Below are 20,762 nucleotides of genomic sequence, written 5' to 3' on the forward strand. Positions count from 1 at the left end.
GTCCCTGAATTCTTTTAACCTCGGATTCTAGTTCGAGCGCGCGGGGCCGCTGCGGGCCCGGGCGCTGGCGCTCTAGCGCTTGAGGGGGTTTGGACAGCCCTCATAATCCGCGCATGTCATCTCGGAACGCTCCTCTGCACGTCTACACGCGCGAAATTCGCCAAGAAGCCCGGACCTCCTTGCGGGTGCTGTCTGACCTGGTCCAGCCTGGCGCCCGGGTCTTGGACCTGGGGTGTGGCAGTGGGGCGCTGGGCCACCATTTGACGGCCCAAAGGCAATGCACCGTGGACGGGGTGACCATCAACGAGGCCGAAGCCGAACTGGCCCGCCCCGGCTACCGCCGTGTCGACGTGACCGACCTAGACCAGGATGACCTGGCGCTGCGCTTCGCGGGTGAGACCTACGACTTCATCATCTGCGCCGATGTGCTGGAGCATTTGCGCGGCCCCGACAAGGTCTTGCGCGCCTGCCGCAGCCTGCTGGCCCCGGGGGGGCAGGTGCTGATCTCCATCCCCAATGCAGGCTACGCGGGCCTGATCGCCGAGCTGATGCAAGGCGAGTTCCTGTACCGCGACGAAGGCTTGCTGGACCGCACCCACGTGCGCTTTTTCACTCGCCAGTCGCTGGCCCGCTTCCTCAGCGAAGAGGGCTGGGGCCTGCGGGCGCTGGACACCATCGAGCGCGAGCTGCACGAATCCGAATTCCGCACCTGGTTTGACACCCTGGCACCCGCCGTGACCGAGCAACTGCTGAGCCAGCCTGACGCGCTGACCTACCAGTTCATCGCCTCGGTCGAACCGGATCGCGAGCACGTCAGCGAGCTGCTGCACACCGCCCCACCCCAAGCCCACCCGCGCTTCAGCGCCAACCTGTACCTGGGCGACGCGCGCGGGCTGAGCGAAGACCGCAAGCTCGTCTTGGCCGGCGCCGTGGGACAAGCCGACCAGACCCTGGTGTTCGCGCTGCCCAGCGAGCGCGAGCTCAACGAACTGCGCTTTGACCCGGCCGACCGGCCTGGCTTTTTGCACCTGCACAGCCTGAGCCTGAAGGCCGCTGACGGCCGCCTGCTGTGGCACTGGAGCAGCGAACTCGACGGCCTGGCTCAGCTGGGCCAATGGCCGCACCATGACCTGCTGCTGCACCGCACCGGGCTGGGCAATGGCAGCCCGCTGTGCCTGCTGGTGGGCAACGATCCCTGGGTCAGCCCCCCTGTGCAGGCGCTGCTGCCGCAAGCCGTGGGCGGCACTTTTGAAGCCCGCTTGGGGTGGCCCCTGTCGGCCGACTTCATGGCCCTGGCTGAACAATTCCGCGCCCAATCGCTGCAATACCAGGCCGCTCAAAACGCCTGGGACCGCCAATGGACGCAGGCCCAGCAGCAGCACGACGCCTTGGCGCAAAGCCATCAGACCCTGAGCGCCAACCTCCAGCAGCTGCACGCGGCCCACCAGGCGCTCAACGCCGAACGCCTGCCCCTGCAAGCCGCCTTGCGTCGCACCGAAGAGGAGCGCGATGCGCTGCAGGCGCAATGTGCCGCCCTGCAGGCAGAACACCAGCAACTGCAGGCCCAAGTCCAGCAACTCAGCCTGGAGAGCGCGCAGCATCGCCGCCATGTGCAGGCGCTGGAGAACACCACGGTGTTCCGGCTCACCCGCCCCCTGGTGGAACTCAAGATCAGCCTGCTCGGTCAACGTCCCCATGGGGTGCCTGAAGCGCCAGCAGCCCTGGCTGCGCCGGCCACGCCGCCCCAGCGTGAGCCGGCACCCGAGCTGCGGCCGGACGCGCCACCAGCGCCCCCCATCGACGTCATCGTGCCCGTGTACCGGGGCCTGAGCGACACCCAGCGCTGCATCCGCTCGGCCCTGGCCAGCGTGCAGCGCCGCGACTGGGCGCTGATCGTCATCAACGACTGCAGCCCGGAGCCCGAAGTCACCGCTTGGCTGCGGGAGGTGGCGGCCAGCGAGCCCCGCATCACCCTGCTGGAAAACACCGAAAACCTCGGCTTTGTGGCCACGGTCAACCGGGGCATGTCGCTGCACCCGGAGCGCGATGTGGTGCTGCTCAACAGCGACACCGAGGTGGCCAATGACTGGCTGGACCGCCTGGCCCACGCCGCCCACCACAACGGCCGCGTGGCCACGGTGACACCGTTCTCCAACAACGCCACCATTTGCAGCACGCCACGCTTTTGCGAGGCCAACCCGCTGCCCGTGGGCTACGACACCGCCCGCCTGGACGCGCTGTTTGCCCGCACCAACCCGGGCCAGGTGGTGGATGTGCCCACCGGCGTGGGCTTTTGCATGTACATCCGGCGCGACTGCCTGCAGGCCGTGGGCCTGTTCGATGTGGCCAACTTCGGCAAAGGCTACGGCGAGGAAAACGACTTCTGCTGCCGCGCGCAACAGGCTGGCTGGCGCAACCTGCACGCGCTCGACACCTTTGTGCTGCACGCGGGTGGCGTGAGCTTTGGCGCCTCCAAGAGCGCCCGCGAACTGGCTGCGATGGAGACCCTGCGCCGCCTGCACCCCAGTTACGACGCCGAGGTGCAGGCCTTCATCGGGCGCGACCCGGCCCGCGCTGCGCGCCAGGCTGTGGACGTGGCCCGCCTCGTGGAAGCCGGGCTGCCCGGCGTGCTGATGGTGACCCACCGCTACGAAGGCGGCACCATGCGCCATGTGCGTGAACTGGCGGCCTCGCTGCAAGGCCAGGCCTTCTGCCTGATGTTGCGCCCCGAAGATGGGGCGCAGGTTCGGCTGCAGCTCATGGGGCCCCAAGAAGGTCTGGAGCTGGGTTTTGACCTCGCGACCGAGTACCCCGCCCTGCTGCAGGCGCTGCGCCACCTGGGCGTGCGCCATGTGCACTACCAACACCTGCTGGGCCACGCCGGCCCGGTCATGGGACTGGCTGAAGACCTGGGCGTGACGTCCGACTTCACCGCCCATGACTTCTACACCGTCTGCCCCCAGGTCACGCTGACCGACAAGCGCTCGCAATACTGCGGCGAACAAGGCCTGGCCCAGTGCCAACAATGTGTCGCCGAGCGGCCTGGCCCAGGGGGCGGCCGCATCGAAGATTGGCGCTACTACCACGCGCAGCTGCTGCAGCGCACCCGCCACGTGCTGGCCCCCAGCCTTGACGCCGCCGAGCGCATGGCCCGCTACGTGCCGGGCTGTGATCTGCGCTGGGCGCCGCACCTGGACTTGCCCGCTCAGTTGCCCGAGGCCACCCTGCCCCGCCTGTTGAGCGCAGAGGCGCCGCTGAAGGTGGTGGTCATCGGCGCCTTGAGTGCCATCAAAGGGGCGGACCTGCTGGAAGAACTGGCGCTGGAGGCCGAACGCCGAAACGTGCTGATCGACATCCACTTGGTCGGCTATGGCTACCGTACCCTGAAGACCCGGCCGCAAAGCCGACTCACCGTGCACGGCGCCTACCGGGATGAAGATTTGCCCGCCATGCTGACCTGGCTGCAGCCCGATGTGGTGTGGTTCCCGGCCCTGTGGCCAGAGACCTACAGCTACACACTGAGCACTTGTCTGCAGGCGGGTCTGCCCGTGGTGGCCCCCGATCTGGGCGCCTTCCCGGAGCGCCTACAAGGGCGCGCCTGGTCATGGCTGCGGCCCTGGAACAGCCCGGTCAACGAGTGCCTTGTGTGGTGGCGCGAGGTGCGCGAAGCGCACTTTGTCACCGGCACTGCCCCCACCCCGCCAGCGAAGCGCGACCCTGGCCTGATGGGCAGCGTCGTGCGGGACTGGCACTACGGCAGCGAGTATTTGAAGGACCTGCCGACCGTGGCAGCGCCCCAAGTGCTGCCGCAGGATTTTTTGGAGCGCTACCGCAGCAGTCGTTTTTGAGAGACGGGGGCGTTCGGCCCCGTGCAACAGGCGGCCCCCAGGTCACAGCCTGGGAGAAGTCTGATCAAGCGCCCGCTTGTGGGCGGGCCGGTGAGCTGAGCTTCAGGCGTTGGCGGCGGCTTCGGCTTCGACCGGGGCGATGGCCGTCGCGGCCTGCGCTTCGACCGCGGCAGCGGCGGCCAGCTCCGACGCTTCGATGAAGAAGCGCGGTGCCTCGCTCCAGAAGTGCCAAGCGGGCGGGCATTGGCGGATCAAGCCATCGAGCTCGGCAAACACAGCCTGTGCCAGGGTGCTCACGTCATCGCCGACACCCCAGACCCGCATGCGCAAATGGCGCCGGCCGGTGTCCAGGTTCAAACCGGTGATGTAGAGCACGACTGGAATCTTCTGGTCCACGGCCAGGCGCAGCAAGCCGCGCGGCACACGGGCCGGCATGCCCGCCAGGGAAACCACTTCGCTGGAAACGACCTGATCTGCGGGCACATCGATGGCGGCCAACACCTGCTCGTTGGAGCGCAAGGCCTTGATGGCGGGGCGCAGGCTGACCGACACGTCCATGGCGGGTTGCCCCAGCGCATCGGTCACGGCCTGGGTGCGGGCGCGCGCATACCAATGCAGCACGCTGCGGCCCTTGAAATGGTCGCCATTGAGGGCGGCCACCAGCGCGTGTGGCTTCAAGCCCTGAGCGCGCGCGTGGCGCAGGCCCCACATGCCAGCCCCCCAATGGAAGGTGCACAGCAAGGCAGCTTGGTCTGGCGGGCACCAGTGGCCTTCGACCTCCAGATGGCGGCGCATCCAGGCGTCCGACCGGGTGCGGCCGAGGTAGAAATCCGCGTGATCCACCAAGGTGACCAGGCGCCGCGACCAGATCCAGCGCGCCGCCGCACCGGGCTCCTGGCCGACCCAGCCGCGCTGCGTGGCCTGTTCCAGTGCCCGCTCACAGGGCTCGCGGTACAGCGAGGGGATGTGGGCCAGCCACTTGAAGACACGGAAGCAGATGGACCAGGGCAAGACAGCGGCCAGACCCGGCAGGAGCACCAGCTCCAGCAGGTCTCGGAACTCCAGTCGCAAGCGTTGACGGTTCATGGTTTGCCGGCGGCTTGGTCAGCCTTGATTTGGGCTTGGGCCAGGGCTTGCACCTGTTCACGGAGTTCAGGCGGAATGCGTTGCAGCACAGCACTTTGCTGCCCCTTCTTGGCCCCGAACACCAGCGCATCACGGAAGGCCAAAACCACCTTCTCCGGTTGCTTCAACAAGTTGTAGACCGCGGCCATTTGCAGGGACATGCGCACGGCTTGGTCTGGGGCTTTGACGCGCCCGCCTTCCAAAGCCTTCAGCGCGAGATCCCAGTCACCGGTGCGGCGCGCCATGATCAGCGTCGCATCCACCAGCGGCACATTGAAACCACCGTCTTCAATGTAGCTTCGCAGCTTTTTGGCAGCACCCTCCACGTCGCCTGCATTGGCCTGCACCAGAACCGTGGCATACCGCACCGAATAGGCATCTGGCTTGAGTGCAGCCGCTTTGGCCAGGGCGTCCTTGGCCTTATCGTGATCGGCATCGTAGGAGTAGCCCGTGGCGAGGTTAGCCCAAATGACGGGCACATTCGGTCGAGAAGCCGCCATCAACTCATAGGCCCAAACCGCATTCCTCCAATCACCCAGGTTACTGAACTCGTCGGCCACTTGACTCAACAGTTTGCGGTAGTGCGGATTGATGGCAACCGCCTCCTTGCCAGCTTTCAGGGAGAGCTCCATGTACGTTTTGCGGCGTGGATCTGACGGGTTGGGTAGCAACTTAGCAGCTTTCAACAAGCCGATGCTGCGCATATATCGGTCCTCGGCGATGAAAGCTTGGCGGGTGCCGTACACGGTCGCCAGCAATCCGAGCACGGCCAGCACCGCCGTTGCCCAAGGCCAAACCGCCTGCCAAGGCCCAACAATTGGAGTCTCCGCCACCGACTTGGAGGGAGCAAGCATCAGCGCCATGTTCAAGGCCAAAAAGGCCCCGGTGCCAGCCAAATGCCACGGGAAACCCAGATTGCTCACCCAAAGCAACAACACCAAGCTCAAGACCCCAGTCAGGCGCATGGCAAGGTTGGAGTCTTCGGAACTCGTTACGCTACGCAGCAACTGCCATGCACTTTGCGCAAGCAATGCCAGCAATGCCAACACGAAAGCCCAACCAACAAGACCGTACTCAACGATCAGTTGCAAAAACTCGTTATGAACGTAGTAGTCGATCTCAATTTCAGATTTCTCAGTTTGGTACAGCGGGATCACTACTTCCCAGGTTCCCGCACCTACCCCAATAATCGGGTTGGCTGCAACTGCTTTCAGCGCAGCACGCCACATGTCGAAACGCACAGAAATACTGCTTTTGTCGTTGGCCGTTTGCGCCTCACCCGTTGATTCAAAGCGTTGGAAGGCATGCGCAAAAGCACTGTGCCCGCGCCCCGACACAGCATGGTCCTTGAGTATGGAGGGGTTGCCCGTGGGCAACAGACCAAGGGCCACAACAACGGCCAAAAACAACAGCACGACCGTCCCCGCCGTGCTGGCTTGCCAACGCTGCGTGAGGCCCAAGGGATGACGGTAGAACCAGAACATCATGGGAACGGCGACCAAAGCGACCCCCACACCAAGAAGCGCTGAACGCGTACCCGTCATCAAGAACGCAGCTACATCCACGGCCAAACTGACCACCAGGAAGTACAACGGGAACCCGGCTCGCAGACGCGACAACAGCATCAGCGAGAACGGCAGCGCACACACTGCGTACTCAGAGAAGAAGTTCCGGTTCACAAAAGTGGAGGCCGGCTGTGCCGCCTGGGCAAACCACTCCACCCCAAACCAATACTGGCAGGCCACCACCACGGAGGACAAAAAGACACCCAGGTGGATCGCCCAGGACAGCGCCACAAAAAAGGAGCGGGTCTTGAACTGCAGCGTGAGCCAGAACACCAGGGACAACAGTGCCCAGCGCAGGGCTTCACCTGTGGCCAAGTACGCGTGTGCCCAAAAAATACTGCCGACTGAATACAGGGTCAGCAAGACACCCAATGCCAAGAACCAGTGGCTTTGCAGCGGCGCTGGGTGGGTGCGGCGTTGCAGCGCAAACCACAGCAAGCCGCCCAAAGCCCCGAAGGCCACGATGGCCGATTTGACCGAATCACCCACGGGCGCCGCTTCAGGGGCCCCCAACACGGGCAACAGAAAAAACATCAGGACCAGCATCCAGGCCGCACCCAAGGCCAAGGGCTCGCCAGCGGCCTCAGGCAGTGGGGTGGAAGGAGCTGCTTTTTGCTGCTCGGCCAACAAGGCCTGCCAAGCATTGGAGCTTGCGTGATTTTCTTGAACCGTCATGTGCGATAACCCGTGTCAGACAGTGATCTTGTTCACCCAGCCAGGCTGGGCTCCCAACGGTGCGGCAAGCGCACCAAGCCCGGCGTCAAGCTGGGCGACACCCACTTGAACACCACGGCATTCATCCATTCATCCAGCGTCACCAGTCCTTGGCTGTCGAACAGGTAGCCGCTGAGTTTGTATTCGCCCGAGTGCAATGGCAGATCCGGGAAGCGCAGGGTCACACCCCACAAGCCGTCGCCCAGCTTCTGCACCTGCGACTGGGCATGTTCAGCATGGGTGGCCAAGGAGGTGATGCCCACGCCGTGTTGTTGCTCCAACATCAAGCCAAAGCTGGGTTGGCTTCCATCGGGCACCCGACCCCGAACGTGGATCACCAAGTCGGGCCCCGGCAACAAAGGCGGGGTGTCAGCCGTCAAGCCCTCCACCTCGATCGACACCAGCCCAGCTTGGTCCAGCGTGCGCACAGGACGTGGCGCGTCGACCGCTCGCAGCTCGGGGTCCTCACCATGGTCATCCTGCTGGCGCACATGGGTTTCATAGGAGGCCAAGACGTGCTCGGTGGGCCCAAAAGCCTGCACCTGCCCACCACTGAGCCACAGCGACACGTCGCAGAGGTGGCGCACGTGGTAGAGGCTGTGTGAACAAAAAATGATGGTGCAGCCCGATTCGCGGAACTGATCGATGCGCTCGATGCACTTCTTTTGGAAGTGCTGATCCCCCACCGCCAGGGCTTCATCGATGATCAGGATGGCCGGTTCAACCGCCGTCACCAGGGCGAAAGCCAAGCGAACCGTCATGCCTGACGAATAGGTTTTGACCGGGCGGTCGATCGCGGCCTCCAACTCGGAGAACTCAATGATCGAGGGCTCCAGGCGCTTGATTTCCTCGGCAGACAGGCCCATCAGGCTGCCCCCAAAGTACAGGTTTTGGCGTCCGGTGAAGTCGGGGTGAAATCCGGCCCCCAACTCCAAAATAGCGGTCAAACGGCCTTGGCGCGTCAACTTGCCCGTGCTGGGCTGCAGGGTGCCCGTGAGCAGTTTGAGCAAGGTGCTTTTTCCAGCGCCGTTGTCGCCCACCAAGCCCAAGCACTGGCCCTTGGTCAAACTGAAAGACACGTTCTTCAATGCCCAATGGCTGCGCTGCGGGCCGGTGCCCAACAACAGCGACTTCATGCGCGCGCGCGGCGAGTCGTAGATCTGGTACTGCTTGCCCAGGCCCTCGACCTCCATCACGGTTTCGGGGTTGAATTTGGTGCTCATAGCCAATCCACCAGTTGATCGCGGCTGCGACGTACCACCACGTCCAGGAGCAGCCCCACCCCAGACATCCAGACCAACATCGCGATCCACTGGGACGCTTCCGGCCACTCCCCCTTGAGCAAGACCAACTGGTAGGCCTCGACCCAAGCCGTCATCGGGTTGAGCCACAGCACCCAGCGCCACCCCTCAGGAAACTGGCTGACGGGAAACAAAACGGGCGAGATGAAGACGCCCACCGACAGCAGAAAACCGATGATCTGCACGGTGTCTCGGACGGCGGCGGAGAAGATGGCACACAGGTAGGCCAAGAGCACACAGAACAGCGCCTGCATCAACCACAAAGGCAAGAGGCTCAACACAGGCCAGGCGCCTTGGTGCATGGGCCAGTAAGCGACAGCCAGCAGCAAAATCAGGGGGCCATGTACCAGCATGGTGGCCAGTACGGCGCGGGTGGGGAACAAGACCGGGGGCAGCGGGTTCTTTTGCAAGATCCCGCCTGCATCCAACAGGCTGTTGGCCCCTCGGCCAATGGCATCGCAAAACGACATCCAGGGCAAGGCGCCCACAATCAAGAAAGCGCCGACTTGGCGTGTCGGGGCACCCTCGCCCAGGCGCAAGGCGAACACCACATCAAACACCAAGTAGTAGGCGGCCACCGTCAGCAGAGGTTGGACGTAGCCCCAAAGCCAACCTGCCGCCGTGCCGGCATGCCGCGCCGACAACTCTCGCATGGTGAGCACCCACAGCAAATGACGTGACCTAAAGATCGTCAACAGGTCATGAATGAGCGGCATAGCAAGACTTCGTGTGGCAGAGTTCAATGAACTGGGGCCGCAGCGGCGGCCCCAGTGGGCTTACTTGGCGGCAGACTTCGCCAATTGCGCCTCAATGAAGGCTTGCAGTACTTCAGGCTTAGGCTGAGCCTTCTCCATGATGCGGCGGCCTTCGGCAATGCGCGCATCTTGGGTCAGCTTGGCCAGAACTTCGGCCTTCAAGGTGTCTTTGACTTCGTCGAAGCTTTGAACAGAGGCTTCACGGATCTCCATCAACTGAAGAATGTGGAAGCCAAACTGGGACTCCACCACACCACTCAGTTCACCAGGCTTCTTGAGCGCAAAGGCCGCATCCTCGAAGGACTTGACCATGCGGCCCGCCGCAAAAAAGCCCAAGTCACCACCCTTGGCAGCACTGCCCGGGTCGTTGGACTTTTCTTTGGCCAGCTTTTCAAAGTCAGCGCCATTGCGCAACTCAAGCAGCAATTGCTCTGCTTGCTCTTTGGTTCCACTGCCATTTGCCAACAAAATGTGACGAATACGGACCTCTTGGGGGCGTTCAAATCGCTTTGAGTCCGCCTTGTAAAGGCTCAGGGCTCTCTCGGTCAGCACCTTGTCATCGAGTTTCACCTTCTCGTCAATGCGCGCCAGTTGCATGTCCGACAGCACGCGGTCGGCTACGATGCGAAGTGTCGCTTGGTTGACCATGTCTTTGTCAACACCGGCTTCTTCAGCCTGCTTGGCCAGTACCCTGCGCATCAGCAGGTTGGAGCTCATGCGCCCCATATCGTCTGGTTTGCCCAGCATGGCTTGACGCATTTCAGGTGCCATGCGGCTGAGTTCAGACTCCAGATCTGCGGTGGTGATGGCCACACCATCGCGTTGAATGACAATCCCCGGGCCTTGCGCAGCCGCGATCCCGGTCATGGAAGCGAGCAACATGCCTACCATGCAGGGCATGAAACGGACAAAAAATCGAGTCATACAACAACACTAAATCTAAAGCATCATGAAAAAAGGCGGGAATTGCTTCCCGCCTTCATATTGAAGAGACTCTTGCGAGTCCCATTCAAGCTACTTATCAGTAGCGGTGCGACCAGTTGGCACCGAAACCGCTGGACTTGACGTAAGCCTTGCCCAGAACCGGCAGACCCAGAGCACCGTTGGGGGTGTTGATGGTCAGCCAGCCTTCGTTGCCAGTCGTGACGGAGATGTCTTGACGGGTCACGGTCGACTTCAGGGTCGGGGAAGCAGGAGCAGCAGCAACAGGAGCGTTGATACTGATCACACTGGCTTCGCCGCAGAAGCGGACGGTAGCGGCGGCAGCCACCGAGCTCGGGGAGACCACGAAACCAACCGAAGCGGCAGCCGGGGCGGTTTCTTCGCGGTCGAACGGAGCAACAGCGCCGGTAGCCACGCAGATTTGGTAACCGTTGGTTGCCAGGGTGGTGTTGCTCGGGGTGAAGTAAGCACCCGGGGTAGCCCAGCCAGCCGAGAAGATACGGCCGTCAGCGCCAGTGGCAGCAGCGTAGTTGTATGCCACAGCATAGCGACGGGTAGGCATCGAGAACACCCAGTCAGTCGTAGCAGCAATGCTGGTGGTGGTCAGGTACTCGTTCACAACCGAGTTCACAGCCAACGAAGCAGTCAGAGCCTTGGCTTGAGCCACAGAGTCAGTGCCATTGGCGGTGGAAGCAGGGCTCTTCGCGTAGGGGGTCGACAGGTCAGGCAGATCGTAGTAACCCGGGGTCACCAGAGCGGTCGTGCCGGTCGTCACCAGGGTGGTGCCGTTAGCCAAGAACGAGTCGGTACGGAACAGCGGATCAGCAGTCACGTCGCCCACGATCGTGGTTTGAGCAGCGATGGTGTCAGTCGAACCGATGTAGGTGTCGGTGAAACCAGCAGCAGCTTGCGGGAAGAACACCAGGTTGGCACCAGCGGTTGCCTTCAGAGCAACAGCTTCGCCGCTGAAGGTAGCCGTGTTAACCACGTCGATGATGGTGTAGTTAGCCATCAGCTTGCCGGTGGGGTATGCCAGGCCCAGCGCGTTGGCCGAGTAACCTGCAGCTGCCGTGGCGCTGTTGGCAGTGGTGGTGCTACGAGCGTAAACGCGCGGATCGTTGATCAGCAGGTTCAGAGCGGCCGAGCCAGCAGCGGTGCTGAAGCAAGGAGCCACGCCAGCCACGTGCTTGGTAGCCGTGAACAGGGGGTTGACCGTGGGGGTAGCCAGCGGGGTGCCGGTGGCTTGGTCAGGGAAACCAGCTTGCTTGATGTCAGCCATCGTCAAGATTTCGACGTAGCCTTCGCGGGTTTCAGCAGCCAGGGCGTCGCCGGTCAGCTTGCTGTTCAGACGGCCAGTCACGAAAGCGGTCGTGGTCTTGCCAACGCCACCAGGCAGCGTGCACGAGTTGTCAGCCGTTTCCAGCTTGCTCAGACCCGTGGCGGTGTCGCGGCTGACCTTAGCGGCCCACACGTCGCCAGGCGACAGGTACAGCTGGAAGTCAAAAATATCGTCAGAGTTCGAAGCGCCACGGAAACGCACCTTCACAGCCTTACCGTTAACGGTGTCGGTGTTGGTGATGTTCAGCAGCGTGGCGTTGGAGCCTTGCGAAGTGAAGTAAGGCACCAGCAGGATGTCACCGATACCGCTGTTTTGGTACTGAATCGTACCTGCGGTCGGGCCATTGCTGAAAACGGCAGCGGATGCAGCACCAGCGAAGCCGAGGCCACCAATCATGGCAGCAATGCTTGCAGAGAGAATACTTTTTCTCATTAAAGACTCCATTTAAAAAAGTTGGTAAGCGCAACTACCAAGATTGATTACGCTAGAGGATGTTAGCACAGGCGTTGCGAGGATGAACAACAGACAAACCTGATGTGATTTTATGTAGAAAAAAAGCAACAGGTCCAATTCAGGCAAGTTCTTCAAACCATGGTCAGTCAACCCTCCTCATGATCGATCCGCCTGACCAAAGCCAAGCGAACCCAGCAAACGCCACCCTATCAGGGCTGTTGGTGATAGTACCACTGCCCCCGGTCCAGCAACCAAGTTTCATCCACCGTGGTGCTGATCGTGTCGTTGGCGCGACGCGACAGTGGCAAATAAACCGAGACCACCAACTTGACCGCGCATTTTTCAGCTTCGCACTGGACGGTTTGAACTTCAGCGCTCTTCCAGCGCACTTGCTTGCCAAAGTTCAAGGCCCAGTTGTCAAAGTCGTTCACAGCTCGGTAGGAAGGCTCAGTCAACTCATAGGCCTTCGGCCATTGGCTCGCACCCTTGATCAAATATGACCAACGAAGCTCAGACCGTTGGCGGACCACATCTTCGGCCTTCTGATCAGGAAGACTGGAACACGCGCCCAGCAGCAGCACGGTCAAACCCAGTGCCAGGCCACTGACCCGGCGGGTCCATTTTTGATCCCACATCACGCATCACTCCTAAACGATAAAAATTGACCTTGTCGTTCAACTCAAGGCAAAGCCTTGGGTTGGACCCCATTGCTGGCAGGGAGCGGGCTTTGGCCCGCCTTGGGCAAGGGGGCGCGGGACAAGGCCTCAAAACCCGTGAACCCCTTCATGCGGTCACGCAACTCTTCGCTGACGTCCCTGACCTCTTGGTCAGATCGCACGACGCGTGGCGTCAACACCACCAGCAGCTCGGTCCGATTCTGACTGGAGGTGCGAGTTCCAAACAAACCACCCACGACCGGAATCGAACTCAATAAAGGCAGACCCGAACTGCCGTTGGAGTTGTTGTCACGGATCAAGCCCCCCATGACGATGTACTCACCCGAGCGCACCGCCAGCTTGCTGGTGATCTGGCGCTGGTTGAAGGGGAACTGTCCGGTTGCAGAATCAGTTTTAGCACCGATGTCGGTGACCGACTGAACCAGGTCCATGGTCACCATGTTGCCGGCATTGACCGAGGGGGTGACCGTGAGGTTCACCCCAGTGTCCTTATATTGAATGCTGTTGCTCACCGCACCACTGGTGATGATGGTCGAAGCCGTCTGCACCGGCTGCTGCGTGCCCACGGTGATGTTGGCCGTGTGGTTGTCCAGCACCATCAACGAGGGGCTGGAGATCACCTTGAGCAAAGATTGACTGGCCAAGGCGCTCAGCACGCCCTGAATATTGCCTGCCGAGTTCTTCAAGGTGTAGGAGAAGCCCTGTACCGCGCTGGACAAGCTGCCGTCCGCTGCGGTGCTCAAAACACCGGTGCCCGAACCGCCATTGACGCCCTTGCCACTGAACATGCCCTGCAAACCGTATTGCAACGAGTCGCCCAGGGTCACTTCAATGATGGTGGCCTCGATCAGCACCTGGGTCGGCGGCACATCCAGGCGCTTCAAGGCGGCCTCGATCTTCATGAAGTCGCTGCGGCTGCCGTACACCAAGACGGCATTGTTGATGTCGTCGGCAATCATGCGCAAGCCGGGCGCCAACGTGACAGCGGTGGCTGGGGTGCTCTGGGTGTTGACTGAGGTGCGATTCAGGTTGGTGCCCAAAGTCAGGCCACTGCCGCTTGACGAACTGCCCAAACTGGATCCCAGGCCCGAACTTTGGCTGGTCGACCCCAAGGACGGCGCCACGCCCGTGCTGCTGGCACCCGTGCCACCCGATCCACCAAACAAGCCCCCAATCACCGACGCCAGGTGCTTGGCCGAGCCGTTTTGCACCGGGTAGACAAACAACTGCGACTCACCACTGTTGTTGCTGGGCTTGTCCAGGCGCTCAATCCACTGGCGCGCCTCTTCTAAATAGGCAGCACGCGGCGTCACCACCAAAATGCTGTTCATGCGCTCGATCGGCATGATGCGCACCGCACCAAACAGGGGAAAGCTCTCCGACAAGGACGCTGACGAACCCGACGAGGCACTGGACCCAGACAAACCGCCCGTGGCGCCCGAAGTCATGCCAGGCGCCGTACCCGTGGGGGCCGCGGCCGCACCAGCCGCCGCCGCCGACGCACCGCCCCCGGTGGTACCGGACATCAGGCGCAGAGCCAACTCAACTTCTTTGATCGTGGCGTACTTGAGCGGGAACACCCCCACCGACATGCCCTTGAGCAAGTTCACATCAAAGGTGCTGACCACATCGAGCCAGCCCTCGGCCTGGGTGCGGTTGCCCGTCAAGACCAGCAGGTTGCGCACGCTGTCCACGCGCACCAGGGCGTCGGGGGGCAACATGGGGCGCAAGATGGAAGCCATTTCATTGGCCCCGATGTACTGCAGCGGCACGATGATGGCGCCGCTGCCTGGTGGCAGAGACGTCTTGGGTACCACCTGGCGGATGGTGGGGAAAATCCCACGCAAGGCTTCTGGCTTGCCAACGTGGAAGGTGCCCCGGCTGTCCCGGATCATGTTCAGGCCATTGGCCTGCAAGGCGCTTTCCAGCAGCAGCACTGCGTGGTCGGGGGACACATCGGTTTGCGTGGACAAGGTCACCGTGCCCGCCACTTGGCCGTGCAACACGTAATCGGCCTTGACCACGTCCTTCATCACCACATGAATGACTTCGGAGATCGGCGCCTCTTCAAACTTGAAAGCCATCGCCGCGCCTTCAATGGCCGGGAAGGGCTTGGGCGGCGCGATCACCCGGTCGGTCCCCTGCAGGATGCGGGCTTCGGCCTGGGGCGGCGGCTCGGCAGCAATCTTGGTGCCTGAAGCCGCAGGGGCGGGGGCCACACTGGGTGCCACGGCCGACAGCATCGGCGGCAGCGAAGCGGGCTCGGGGACGACCTGACTGGGCAGCGGCTCCGCAGGCACGGCCGGGGCCGGGGCCACGGTGGCGGTGGCCGCGACGGCGGTCACCACCACAGCAGGCGCCACGACCGGCACAGCCGCAGGCTGGGCCACGGTCGGCGTCGCGATCACCGAGACTGGGGCCGGGGCAGGCGCCACGACCACGGGCTTGACCACGGCTGGCCGTGCTGCAGGCGCTGTCACCACCGCCCCGCCCACGGCAAAAGGAGAGGGAGCGCCAGCGGTTTGGGCCTGCGCGCAGACCTGAAGCGTGGCGAAGGCCACAACCGTCAAAGCCAAACTGTGTTTGTTCATAGGGTAGTCACTCACTATTTGAGCGGCGTCAGGCCAGCTCGACGCAAGATATCCAGACGCGCAGCCTCACGGGCCCGCGCTTCTTCCTGCATTTTTTGTTGGGCCCCCAGGGCCATACCGCCGGGATTGGGCGCCTCCAGCGGTGCGGCCGCGGCAACAGGCGCTGGCGCCCGTGCCGCCACCGCGTGGATCAGGGTCAGGGTGCGGCTTTCTTCACCCCGGGCGAAGGTCACCTCCCGCCCGCTGATGGACTTGACCGTCCATTCACCGACATTGGATTGCACTTGGACGCGCTGGACCTTGCCGTCAATGCGGGCCACGATGCCACCACCGGTCTTGCCGCCGTACACCCCAAACAATTGGATATTGGCCAAAGGGTCCACCGGCGGCGGCGGAGCTGGCGGCGGTGGCGGTGGCGGCGGCCGGCGGCTAGGCGAAAACAAGGGGCGGTCCAGCACCGCCACAAAGCGGCCCACATCGAGGTCACCCCCGACCGAGCCGCGCGGCAGATTCACATCCGCCAACGCCATCACCTGAGGCGCCGGCGCCTGCCAGCGCACATCGCGCCAATGCCCCTCTGTGTCCATCCACAGGGCCAAGCCGCCCAGGGCCAGCGCCGCATTCAAAGCCAGGAGCAGCCAGGTGCCCTGGCGTGTGAAGAAGAGTTGAAGGTTCATGGGTGCACCCTCAGCACATACAGATTGATCTGACCGCCCAGCATCTGGGGCGTTTCGGCCTTGACCACACCAATCGTCTGAGCGGTGAAGCCCTCGACCAAAATGGCGGGCCCAGGCTCAACCGACAAGGCCACGAAAGCGCTTTGCAGCGCGGTCAACTGCCCTTCAAAGCGCACCACGACGGGGATGCGGTCGAATTGTTTCTCTTGCTTGGCGGGCAGGACCTGGCTGCTCATCACCTCCAGGCGCGCCTTGGCAAAGGCGTCGCGAACGCGGCGCTGGGCGTCGTTCCCGGCCTGGGTCGCCTCCTGCGCTTCAGGGTAGGCGTACTGATTGACCAGCGCCGCAGACTGCTGCGCCAAGGTTTGCAGCTTGTCGCGCTGCTGCTCCAGACCCAACAGGCGGGCGTAGCGGGGCTCCATTTGCCCCATCTGTTCCGTGGCCCATTGGTGCTTGTAAGCCACATAAGCCGCCAGCGCCAGGATCGGGGCCAGCACCAACAAGCCCATCAAAGCCAGCAAAGAACGGTCGCGGGCCGTGCGCAATACAGAACTCATCGGACACCTCCTCCAATGGAGAACGGCGAGGAACCCGCCGGCGGGGGCGCGGGGGGCGGCGGTGGCGGCGCGGCAGGGACTGGTGCCAGCACCGGCGCGGCAACGGGTGCCGCAACAGGCGCGGGCGCGGGAGTCACCGGGGCCACGGGAGCGGCAGGCACGGGCGTGGCCGTGGTGCTGGTGGCGGCCACGGTCGCAGCGGCAGGCGCCGCCACCACCACGGGCGGCGGTGGCACGGGGTCATTGGCGCGCATGGCCTTGGCATCCAGGGTCAGCTCGATGGTGAAGCTCTCCTTGGTCGCGCCCAAGGCCTTGACGGCGGCGGTCGGCGCCTTGACATCCTTGAACAGCGGCTCAGCGCTGAGCTTTTGCATCAACGAGGCCGAATTGGGCGCCAAGCCAATCAGGGTGATTTTGTTGCCTTGCACCTGCAGCGACAGCAAGGAAGCGTCGTCGGGCAAGGCCTGGGTCAGCAAATCCAAGGTGCGCAGCGGCTCGACGCGGTCGCGCAGCAACTCACCCAGGTTGTTCAATTGGTCGGCGGACTGCACCAGCGCCTCGCGCTGGCGCAAGAATGGCACGGTGCGGGCCTGCACTTCCTGGAACTGGGCCAAGGCATCGAGCGCACGCAAGCGCAACTGGGCGGTGGGGGTAATGGCCAGGCCTGCGGCCCCCAGAAAGGCCAGCGCCAACAGGCTGGTGCGCAAGGTGCGGCCAAGCGCCATGCGTCGCTGACGTGCCGCCTCCCCATACCCTTGCAAGACAATCGGCTGCCCGCGCGGCACCGCAGCGGGATCGCGGACCTGCAAGGCCTCATCGCCTTCCAGCACCCACAACTCTTGTGCGGCTTCATCGACTGGCGCGCCCTGGGCGCCCAGCAAGGCGGCCACCTGACGGCGCGAGGCCATGACCAGCAAAACCGAAACCCCAGCGTCGCTATGGCCTTGAACCCCGTAACCCCAGACCAGGTCCGAGGCCGCAAAAGGGCTGCTGGTCTGGGCTTCCAGCGCCAGCGCCGAAGCCAGTTCGGCGCCGCCCAGCGCAGGCAGGGTCAGCACGCGGGACAGGTACTTGTCCTGGGGCAGCACGCGAGCCGGGAAGGCCAGTCGGGGCGCAGACGCGGGCCAAGGTGTGGCCGCCTGTCCATCCAGCCACAGCCAGAGCGTGCCATCGGCCCGCACCAAGCGCACCGGCAATGCCGGTGTCAGCCAAGCCAGCAGCGGATGCTGCACAGCCCCCTGCCACAAGCGGCTGAGCTCGGACCCGGCCTTGCGCAGGTCCAGGCCGAACAGTCGCAAATCTTGAGAGTTCAGTGCCATCAGGAATAAAAGGGGGTTGACAGTGGGATTGGGGTGTTAACGGGGCGCAGGCTCAAACCAACGACGCGCCACGAAAGTCTGCCAAGGCAGGCCGTCACGGGCACCGGCAGCCACATCGACCCCGCGCAGACTCAGCAGCCAGCCGCCATCGGCTTGCGGCACACGCGCAATGAGCCAGAAACGGTTGCCAATGGTTGGATCCAGCCAAGCACCGTCGAGGCGACTGGTGTCCACGCCAGCACCGGAGGTCCGGCGGGCCGTGTCGATTTGAAGCGCGATGGCCTCGTCGCCCCCGGCCAGCACCTTGAGCACCCCCACCGGTGCCGCCAGGGGGTTGACCCCACCCGCTGTGCGGCGGTCCGCCACCACAAGGGGAGCGAGTCTAGCATAGAGCTCGTAATCGACCCCGGGCAGTTGGAGCAGGTCTTCCGGGGCGTCAAACCCCACTGGCGCACCCGAGCCGTCACGCGCCTGGCGCTGTGCCAGCACCAGGTTGGACAGCGCCTCGGCTTGTCCGGCCGCCAGGCCACCCGCCACGGTGAAGAGGCGAACCAACAAGCCCGCCGGCGCACTGTTGAGGTTGATCAGGCCGGTCAAAGGCAGCACCTGCACCTGGATGGCCACGCCTTCAAACTGCGTCGGCACGTAGGTCAAGCCGGTCACCGCCGTGGGCTGCACCTGCATTTGTTGCAGCACTTGGTTGATCGCGGCCAGGCCCAGGGCCTCGCTGGTGAGGGCTCGTCGATTGGCCGACACCTGCCGGATCTCATCACGGGCGGTCTTGACCAGGCCGGTGACCACCAGGCTGAGCGCCGCCACGATCCACAGCACGGCAATCAAAGCCATGCCGCGCGATCGCGCCGGTGGAGAGACGTGCGACGCCGCGTTCAATCCTGGCTCCCCCCACCCACGGTGAAGCCACCCAGGCTGCTGCTGGACGAGCTCATCACCCGCAGCGGGATGATCACGTCGGGCCAGGTCCCCTGGCTGGTCTGCACCAGCAGGCGCACCCGGGCGGGAAACTGATTGACGCGGTCCGGCGGCGCATCCGCGCGCGGCATCCACTCGGGCTGCCACTGCCCAGGGGCGCGGCGCACGTCCTCATATTGAATAGAGAAGCCGGTCAAACCCAGCACCAAGGGGCGCATCTCGGTCAAAGCCCAGTCCGGAAACCCGCTCATTGGATTCCAGGGCGCAAAACGCAGGGTCAGGGTCTGGCCTTGCGGCAGAGCCTCCGGGCCCAGGCGAAACACATAGCGGCCGCCCGCGCCAAATCGGGCCGGCATGATGCCCACCCAGACCATGGCATCCGCGCCGCCCTGGAATAGATAGGGGCTGCCTTGCGCCGCCGACTGCATGGGCACCTTGCGCATGGCCACACGGCCCAGCGCACCACGCAAAAAGTCGAGACTGGAGCGCAAATCGTCGGCCCGCGCCACGCGCGCGTCCACGCGCTCCTCGGTCTGGGCCATGGTGCGCAGCGCCGAGGTCATGGCCAGCATGACCAGGGACATCAAAGACATCACCACCAGCAACTCCAGCAAAGTGAAGCCCCGGGTGGGAACACGAGCAAGCAAGGGGCGCATCGACATCCACTAGCCCCCTGGAACAACCGGTTTGCGCTGGGGCAGCAAAGTCACCGCATCCAGGCTCAGCCAGCGCTCGCCATCCAGCCAGCGCACGGTCATGAACACCCGGTGCAAAGGCACGGCGCGCGGGTCCAGCCCCCCACCCTGCGTCCAAGGCTCGGAGCGCACCGCCCATTCATAACCTGCCGAACGCCCGCTTTCGTTGACCCCGATGTCCGGCACGGCGTCACGCGCCGACAGCAAAGACTCCAGCACCACAGCGGCGCGCTGGTAGGCCTCGGCCTGGCCCACGCTGCGCGCCGAGCCGCCACTGGCGCGGTACAGCAAGCCCATGGCCATGCCCATGATGGCGATGGCCACCAGCAACTCCAGCAAGGAAAAACCCCGGCTGTGGTGGGACAAGGGGCCGCTCATGGCCGGATCGATTCGGTGCTGATCTGGCCCGACAGCCAGTCCACGCGCACCCGTGTGCCCTGCCCGGACGGGCGGAACACATCCACGCTGCCGCCGGTGGCACCGCCCTCAGGCATGAAACGGATGGCCGCCACTTGGTTGGCCGACATTTCAATGCCGGCCACGGTGGCACGAACTTGCAAGGGCTCGGGAATGTCACGCGTGCTCTGCCCGTCGATGCCAAAGCGTCGCCCTGTCAGGTCCAGGCGAAACCGAACCTCGCGGCCCTGAACCCGGGCCTGTTGGCGGGCCAGGCGCAAATCGGACATCATGTTGCGCAGCACGTCGCGGTACTGGGCGGACTCTTGCATGCGTGAAAAGGCGAAGGGCACCACGCCCACCAGCAAGGCGGCAATGGAGAACACCACCAGCAATTCAATCAGCGTGAAACCACGCTGCGCCCGCACGCCTGCCGCCCCTGCTTACTTGGCGTTGCGCACGTCGGCGTTTTCGCCCTCACCACCAGCGGCACCGTCGGCACCGTAGGAGATGATTTCCACATTGCCACCCGCCAGGGCGTACTTGTAAGGCTTGCCCCACGGATCGGTGGGCACGCCCCCCTTGAGGTAGGGGCCGTTCCAGCCGGCGGAGACAGCGGCCGGCTTGGTGACCAGCGCGTCCAGGCCTTCTTCTGCGGTCGGGAAGCGGCCCACGTCGAGCTTGAAGAGGTCCAGGGATTTTTCGAGGTCGGCAATTTGCACCCCAGCGGTCTTGGACTTGGCGCCCCCCAGCTGGTTCAGCACCCGCGGACCCACCAGACCGGCCAGCAAGGTCAGGATGGCGAGCACCACCAGCAATTCGATCAGGGTGAAACCCCGGCTGGCACGTTGACGACGGCTTTGGCGAATGCTCACCAT

17 protein-coding genes are annotated in these 20,762 nt (G+C 63.7%); 1 reads left to right on the top strand and 16 read right to left on the bottom strand.

Going from position 1 to position 20,762, the window contains the following annotated elements; translation table 11 throughout:
• The first annotated feature begins 113 nt into the window (after window positions 1-113).
• Window positions 114-3,848, top strand: a complete 3,735-nt coding sequence (locus PSQ39_RS02295) for a methyltransferase domain-containing protein (RefSeq protein ID WP_273924972.1) — start codon at window positions 114-116, stop codon at window positions 3,846-3,848.
• Between the two features lie 102 nt (window positions 3,849-3,950).
• On the opposite strand, the gene PSQ39_RS02300 is transcribed toward PSQ39_RS02295, so the two are convergent.
• The 16 genes from PSQ39_RS02300 to gspG all read right to left on the bottom strand — a co-directional run bounded on the left by PSQ39_RS02300 (window position 3,951) and on the right by gspG (window position 20,762).
• Window positions 3,951-4,934, bottom strand: coding sequence for a lysophospholipid acyltransferase family protein (locus PSQ39_RS02300; RefSeq protein ID WP_273924973.1), 984 nt, complete (start codon window positions 4,932-4,934; stop codon window positions 3,951-3,953).
• The gene (locus tag PSQ39_RS02305; RefSeq protein WP_273924974.1) at window positions 4,931-7,213 is read right to left on the bottom strand and encodes an O-antigen ligase family protein; all 2,283 of its coding nucleotides are present in this window, start codon (window positions 7,211-7,213) and stop codon (window positions 4,931-4,933) included. The genes PSQ39_RS02300 and PSQ39_RS02305 overlap by 4 nt, the downstream gene beginning before the upstream one ends.
• A 32-nt stretch (window positions 7,214-7,245) precedes the next feature.
• Entirely contained in the window at window positions 7,246-8,475 is a 1,230-nt protein-coding gene (locus tag PSQ39_RS02310) for an ABC transporter ATP-binding protein (RefSeq protein ID WP_273924975.1), read from the bottom strand.
• Window positions 8,472-9,269, bottom strand: a complete 798-nt coding sequence (locus PSQ39_RS02315) for an ABC transporter permease (protein ID WP_273924976.1) — start codon at window positions 9,267-9,269, stop codon at window positions 8,472-8,474. Before PSQ39_RS02315 ends, PSQ39_RS02310 begins: the two co-directional genes overlap by 4 nt.
• Before the next feature lie 60 nt (window positions 9,270-9,329).
• Window positions 9,330-10,232, bottom strand: coding sequence for a peptidylprolyl isomerase (locus tag PSQ39_RS02320; RefSeq protein ID WP_273924977.1), 903 nt, complete (start codon window positions 10,230-10,232; stop codon window positions 9,330-9,332).
• A gap of 97 nt (window positions 10,233-10,329) precedes the next feature.
• Window positions 10,330-12,021, bottom strand: a complete 1,692-nt coding sequence (locus PSQ39_RS02325; protein ID WP_273924978.1) for a cell surface protein — start codon at window positions 12,019-12,021, stop codon at window positions 10,330-10,332.
• A 230-nt stretch (window positions 12,022-12,251) separates the two neighbouring features.
• Window positions 12,252-12,629, bottom strand: coding sequence for a hypothetical protein (locus PSQ39_RS02330; protein WP_273924979.1), 378 nt, complete (start codon window positions 12,627-12,629; stop codon window positions 12,252-12,254).
• Window positions 12,630-12,721: 92 nt separating this feature from the next.
• A complete protein-coding gene (gspD, locus tag PSQ39_RS02335; protein WP_273924980.1) occupies window positions 12,722-15,310 on the bottom strand; it encodes a type II secretion system secretin GspD in 2,589 nt (862 codons plus the stop codon).
• A 14-nt stretch (window positions 15,311-15,324) separates the two neighbouring features.
• On the bottom strand, window positions 15,325-15,987 hold the full coding sequence (locus PSQ39_RS02340) for a hypothetical protein (RefSeq protein ID WP_273924981.1): 663 nt from the start codon (window positions 15,985-15,987) through the stop codon (window positions 15,325-15,327).
• Window positions 15,984-16,544 (bottom strand): type II secretion system protein GspM, encoded by a 561-nt coding sequence (gene gspM / locus PSQ39_RS02345; RefSeq protein ID WP_273924982.1) that lies wholly within the window; start codon window positions 16,542-16,544, stop codon window positions 15,984-15,986. The genes PSQ39_RS02340 and gspM overlap by 4 nt, the downstream gene beginning before the upstream one ends.
• On the bottom strand, window positions 16,541-17,863 hold the full coding sequence (locus PSQ39_RS02350; RefSeq protein WP_273924983.1) for a PilN domain-containing protein: 1,323 nt from the start codon (window positions 17,861-17,863) through the stop codon (window positions 16,541-16,543). Before PSQ39_RS02350 ends, gspM begins: the two co-directional genes overlap by 4 nt.
• 36 nt (window positions 17,864-17,899) lie before the next feature.
• Window positions 17,900-18,709: a general secretion pathway protein GspK gene (locus PSQ39_RS02355; RefSeq protein ID WP_273924984.1), complete on the bottom strand. Its 810-nt coding sequence runs from the start codon at window positions 18,707-18,709 to the stop codon at window positions 17,900-17,902.
• Between the two features lie 41 nt (window positions 18,710-18,750).
• Window positions 18,751-19,440, bottom strand: coding sequence for a PulJ/GspJ family protein (locus PSQ39_RS02360; RefSeq protein WP_273924985.1), 690 nt, complete (start codon window positions 19,438-19,440; stop codon window positions 18,751-18,753).
• Between the two features lie 18 nt (window positions 19,441-19,458).
• Window positions 19,459-19,866 (bottom strand): type II secretion system protein, encoded by a 408-nt coding sequence (locus PSQ39_RS02365; protein WP_273924986.1) that lies wholly within the window; start codon window positions 19,864-19,866, stop codon window positions 19,459-19,461.
• Window positions 19,863-20,312, bottom strand: a complete 450-nt coding sequence (locus PSQ39_RS02370; RefSeq protein WP_273924987.1) for a GspH/FimT family pseudopilin — start codon at window positions 20,310-20,312, stop codon at window positions 19,863-19,865. The genes PSQ39_RS02365 and PSQ39_RS02370 overlap by 4 nt, the downstream gene beginning before the upstream one ends.
• Window positions 20,313-20,327: 15 nt before the next feature.
• Window positions 20,328-20,762, bottom strand: a complete 435-nt coding sequence (gene gspG, locus PSQ39_RS02375) for a type II secretion system major pseudopilin GspG (protein ID WP_273924988.1) — start codon at window positions 20,760-20,762, stop codon at window positions 20,328-20,330.

This window comes from Curvibacter microcysteis, assembly GCF_028649455.1.
GTDB lineage: Bacteria > Pseudomonadota > Gammaproteobacteria > Burkholderiales > Burkholderiaceae_C > Curvibacter > Curvibacter microcysteis.

Excerpts from the sequence above, each read along its gene's own strand:
- PSQ39_RS02295 (WP_273924972.1), top strand. The coding sequence starts at position 114 with ATGTCATCTCGGAACGCTCCTCTGCACGTCTACACGCGCGAAATTCGC.
- PSQ39_RS02300 (WP_273924973.1), bottom strand. The coding sequence starts at position 4,934 with ATGAACCGTCAACGCTTGCGACTGGAGTTCCGAGACCTGCTGGAGCTG.
- PSQ39_RS02305 (WP_273924974.1), bottom strand. The coding sequence starts at position 7,213 with ATGACGGTTCAAGAAAATCACGCAAGCTCCAATGCTTGGCAGGCCTTG.
- PSQ39_RS02310 (WP_273924975.1), bottom strand. The coding sequence starts at position 8,475 with ATGAGCACCAAATTCAACCCCGAAACCGTGATGGAGGTCGAGGGCCTG.
- PSQ39_RS02315 (WP_273924976.1), bottom strand. The coding sequence starts at position 9,269 with ATGCCGCTCATTCATGACCTGTTGACGATCTTTAGGTCACGTCATTTG.
- PSQ39_RS02320 (WP_273924977.1), bottom strand. The coding sequence starts at position 10,232 with ATGACTCGATTTTTTGTCCGTTTCATGCCCTGCATGGTAGGCATGTTG.
- PSQ39_RS02325 (WP_273924978.1), bottom strand. The coding sequence starts at position 12,021 with ATGAGAAAAAGTATTCTCTCTGCAAGCATTGCTGCCATGATTGGTGGC.
- gspD (WP_273924980.1), bottom strand. The coding sequence starts at position 15,310 with ATGAACAAACACAGTTTGGCTTTGACGGTTGTGGCCTTCGCCACGCTT.
- PSQ39_RS02340 (WP_273924981.1), bottom strand. The coding sequence starts at position 15,987 with ATGAACCTTCAACTCTTCTTCACACGCCAGGGCACCTGGCTGCTCCTG.
- gspM (WP_273924982.1), bottom strand. The coding sequence starts at position 16,544 with ATGAGTTCTGTATTGCGCACGGCCCGCGACCGTTCTTTGCTGGCTTTG.
- PSQ39_RS02350 (WP_273924983.1), bottom strand. The coding sequence starts at position 17,863 with ATGGCACTGAACTCTCAAGATTTGCGACTGTTCGGCCTGGACCTGCGC.
- PSQ39_RS02355 (WP_273924984.1), bottom strand. The coding sequence starts at position 18,709 with ATGGCTTTGATTGCCGTGCTGTGGATCGTGGCGGCGCTCAGCCTGGTG.
- PSQ39_RS02365 (WP_273924986.1), bottom strand. The coding sequence starts at position 19,866 with ATGAGCGGCCCCTTGTCCCACCACAGCCGGGGTTTTTCCTTGCTGGAG.
- gspG (WP_273924988.1), bottom strand. The coding sequence starts at position 20,762 with ATGGTGAGCATTCGCCAAAGCCGTCGTCAACGTGCCAGCCGGGGTTTC.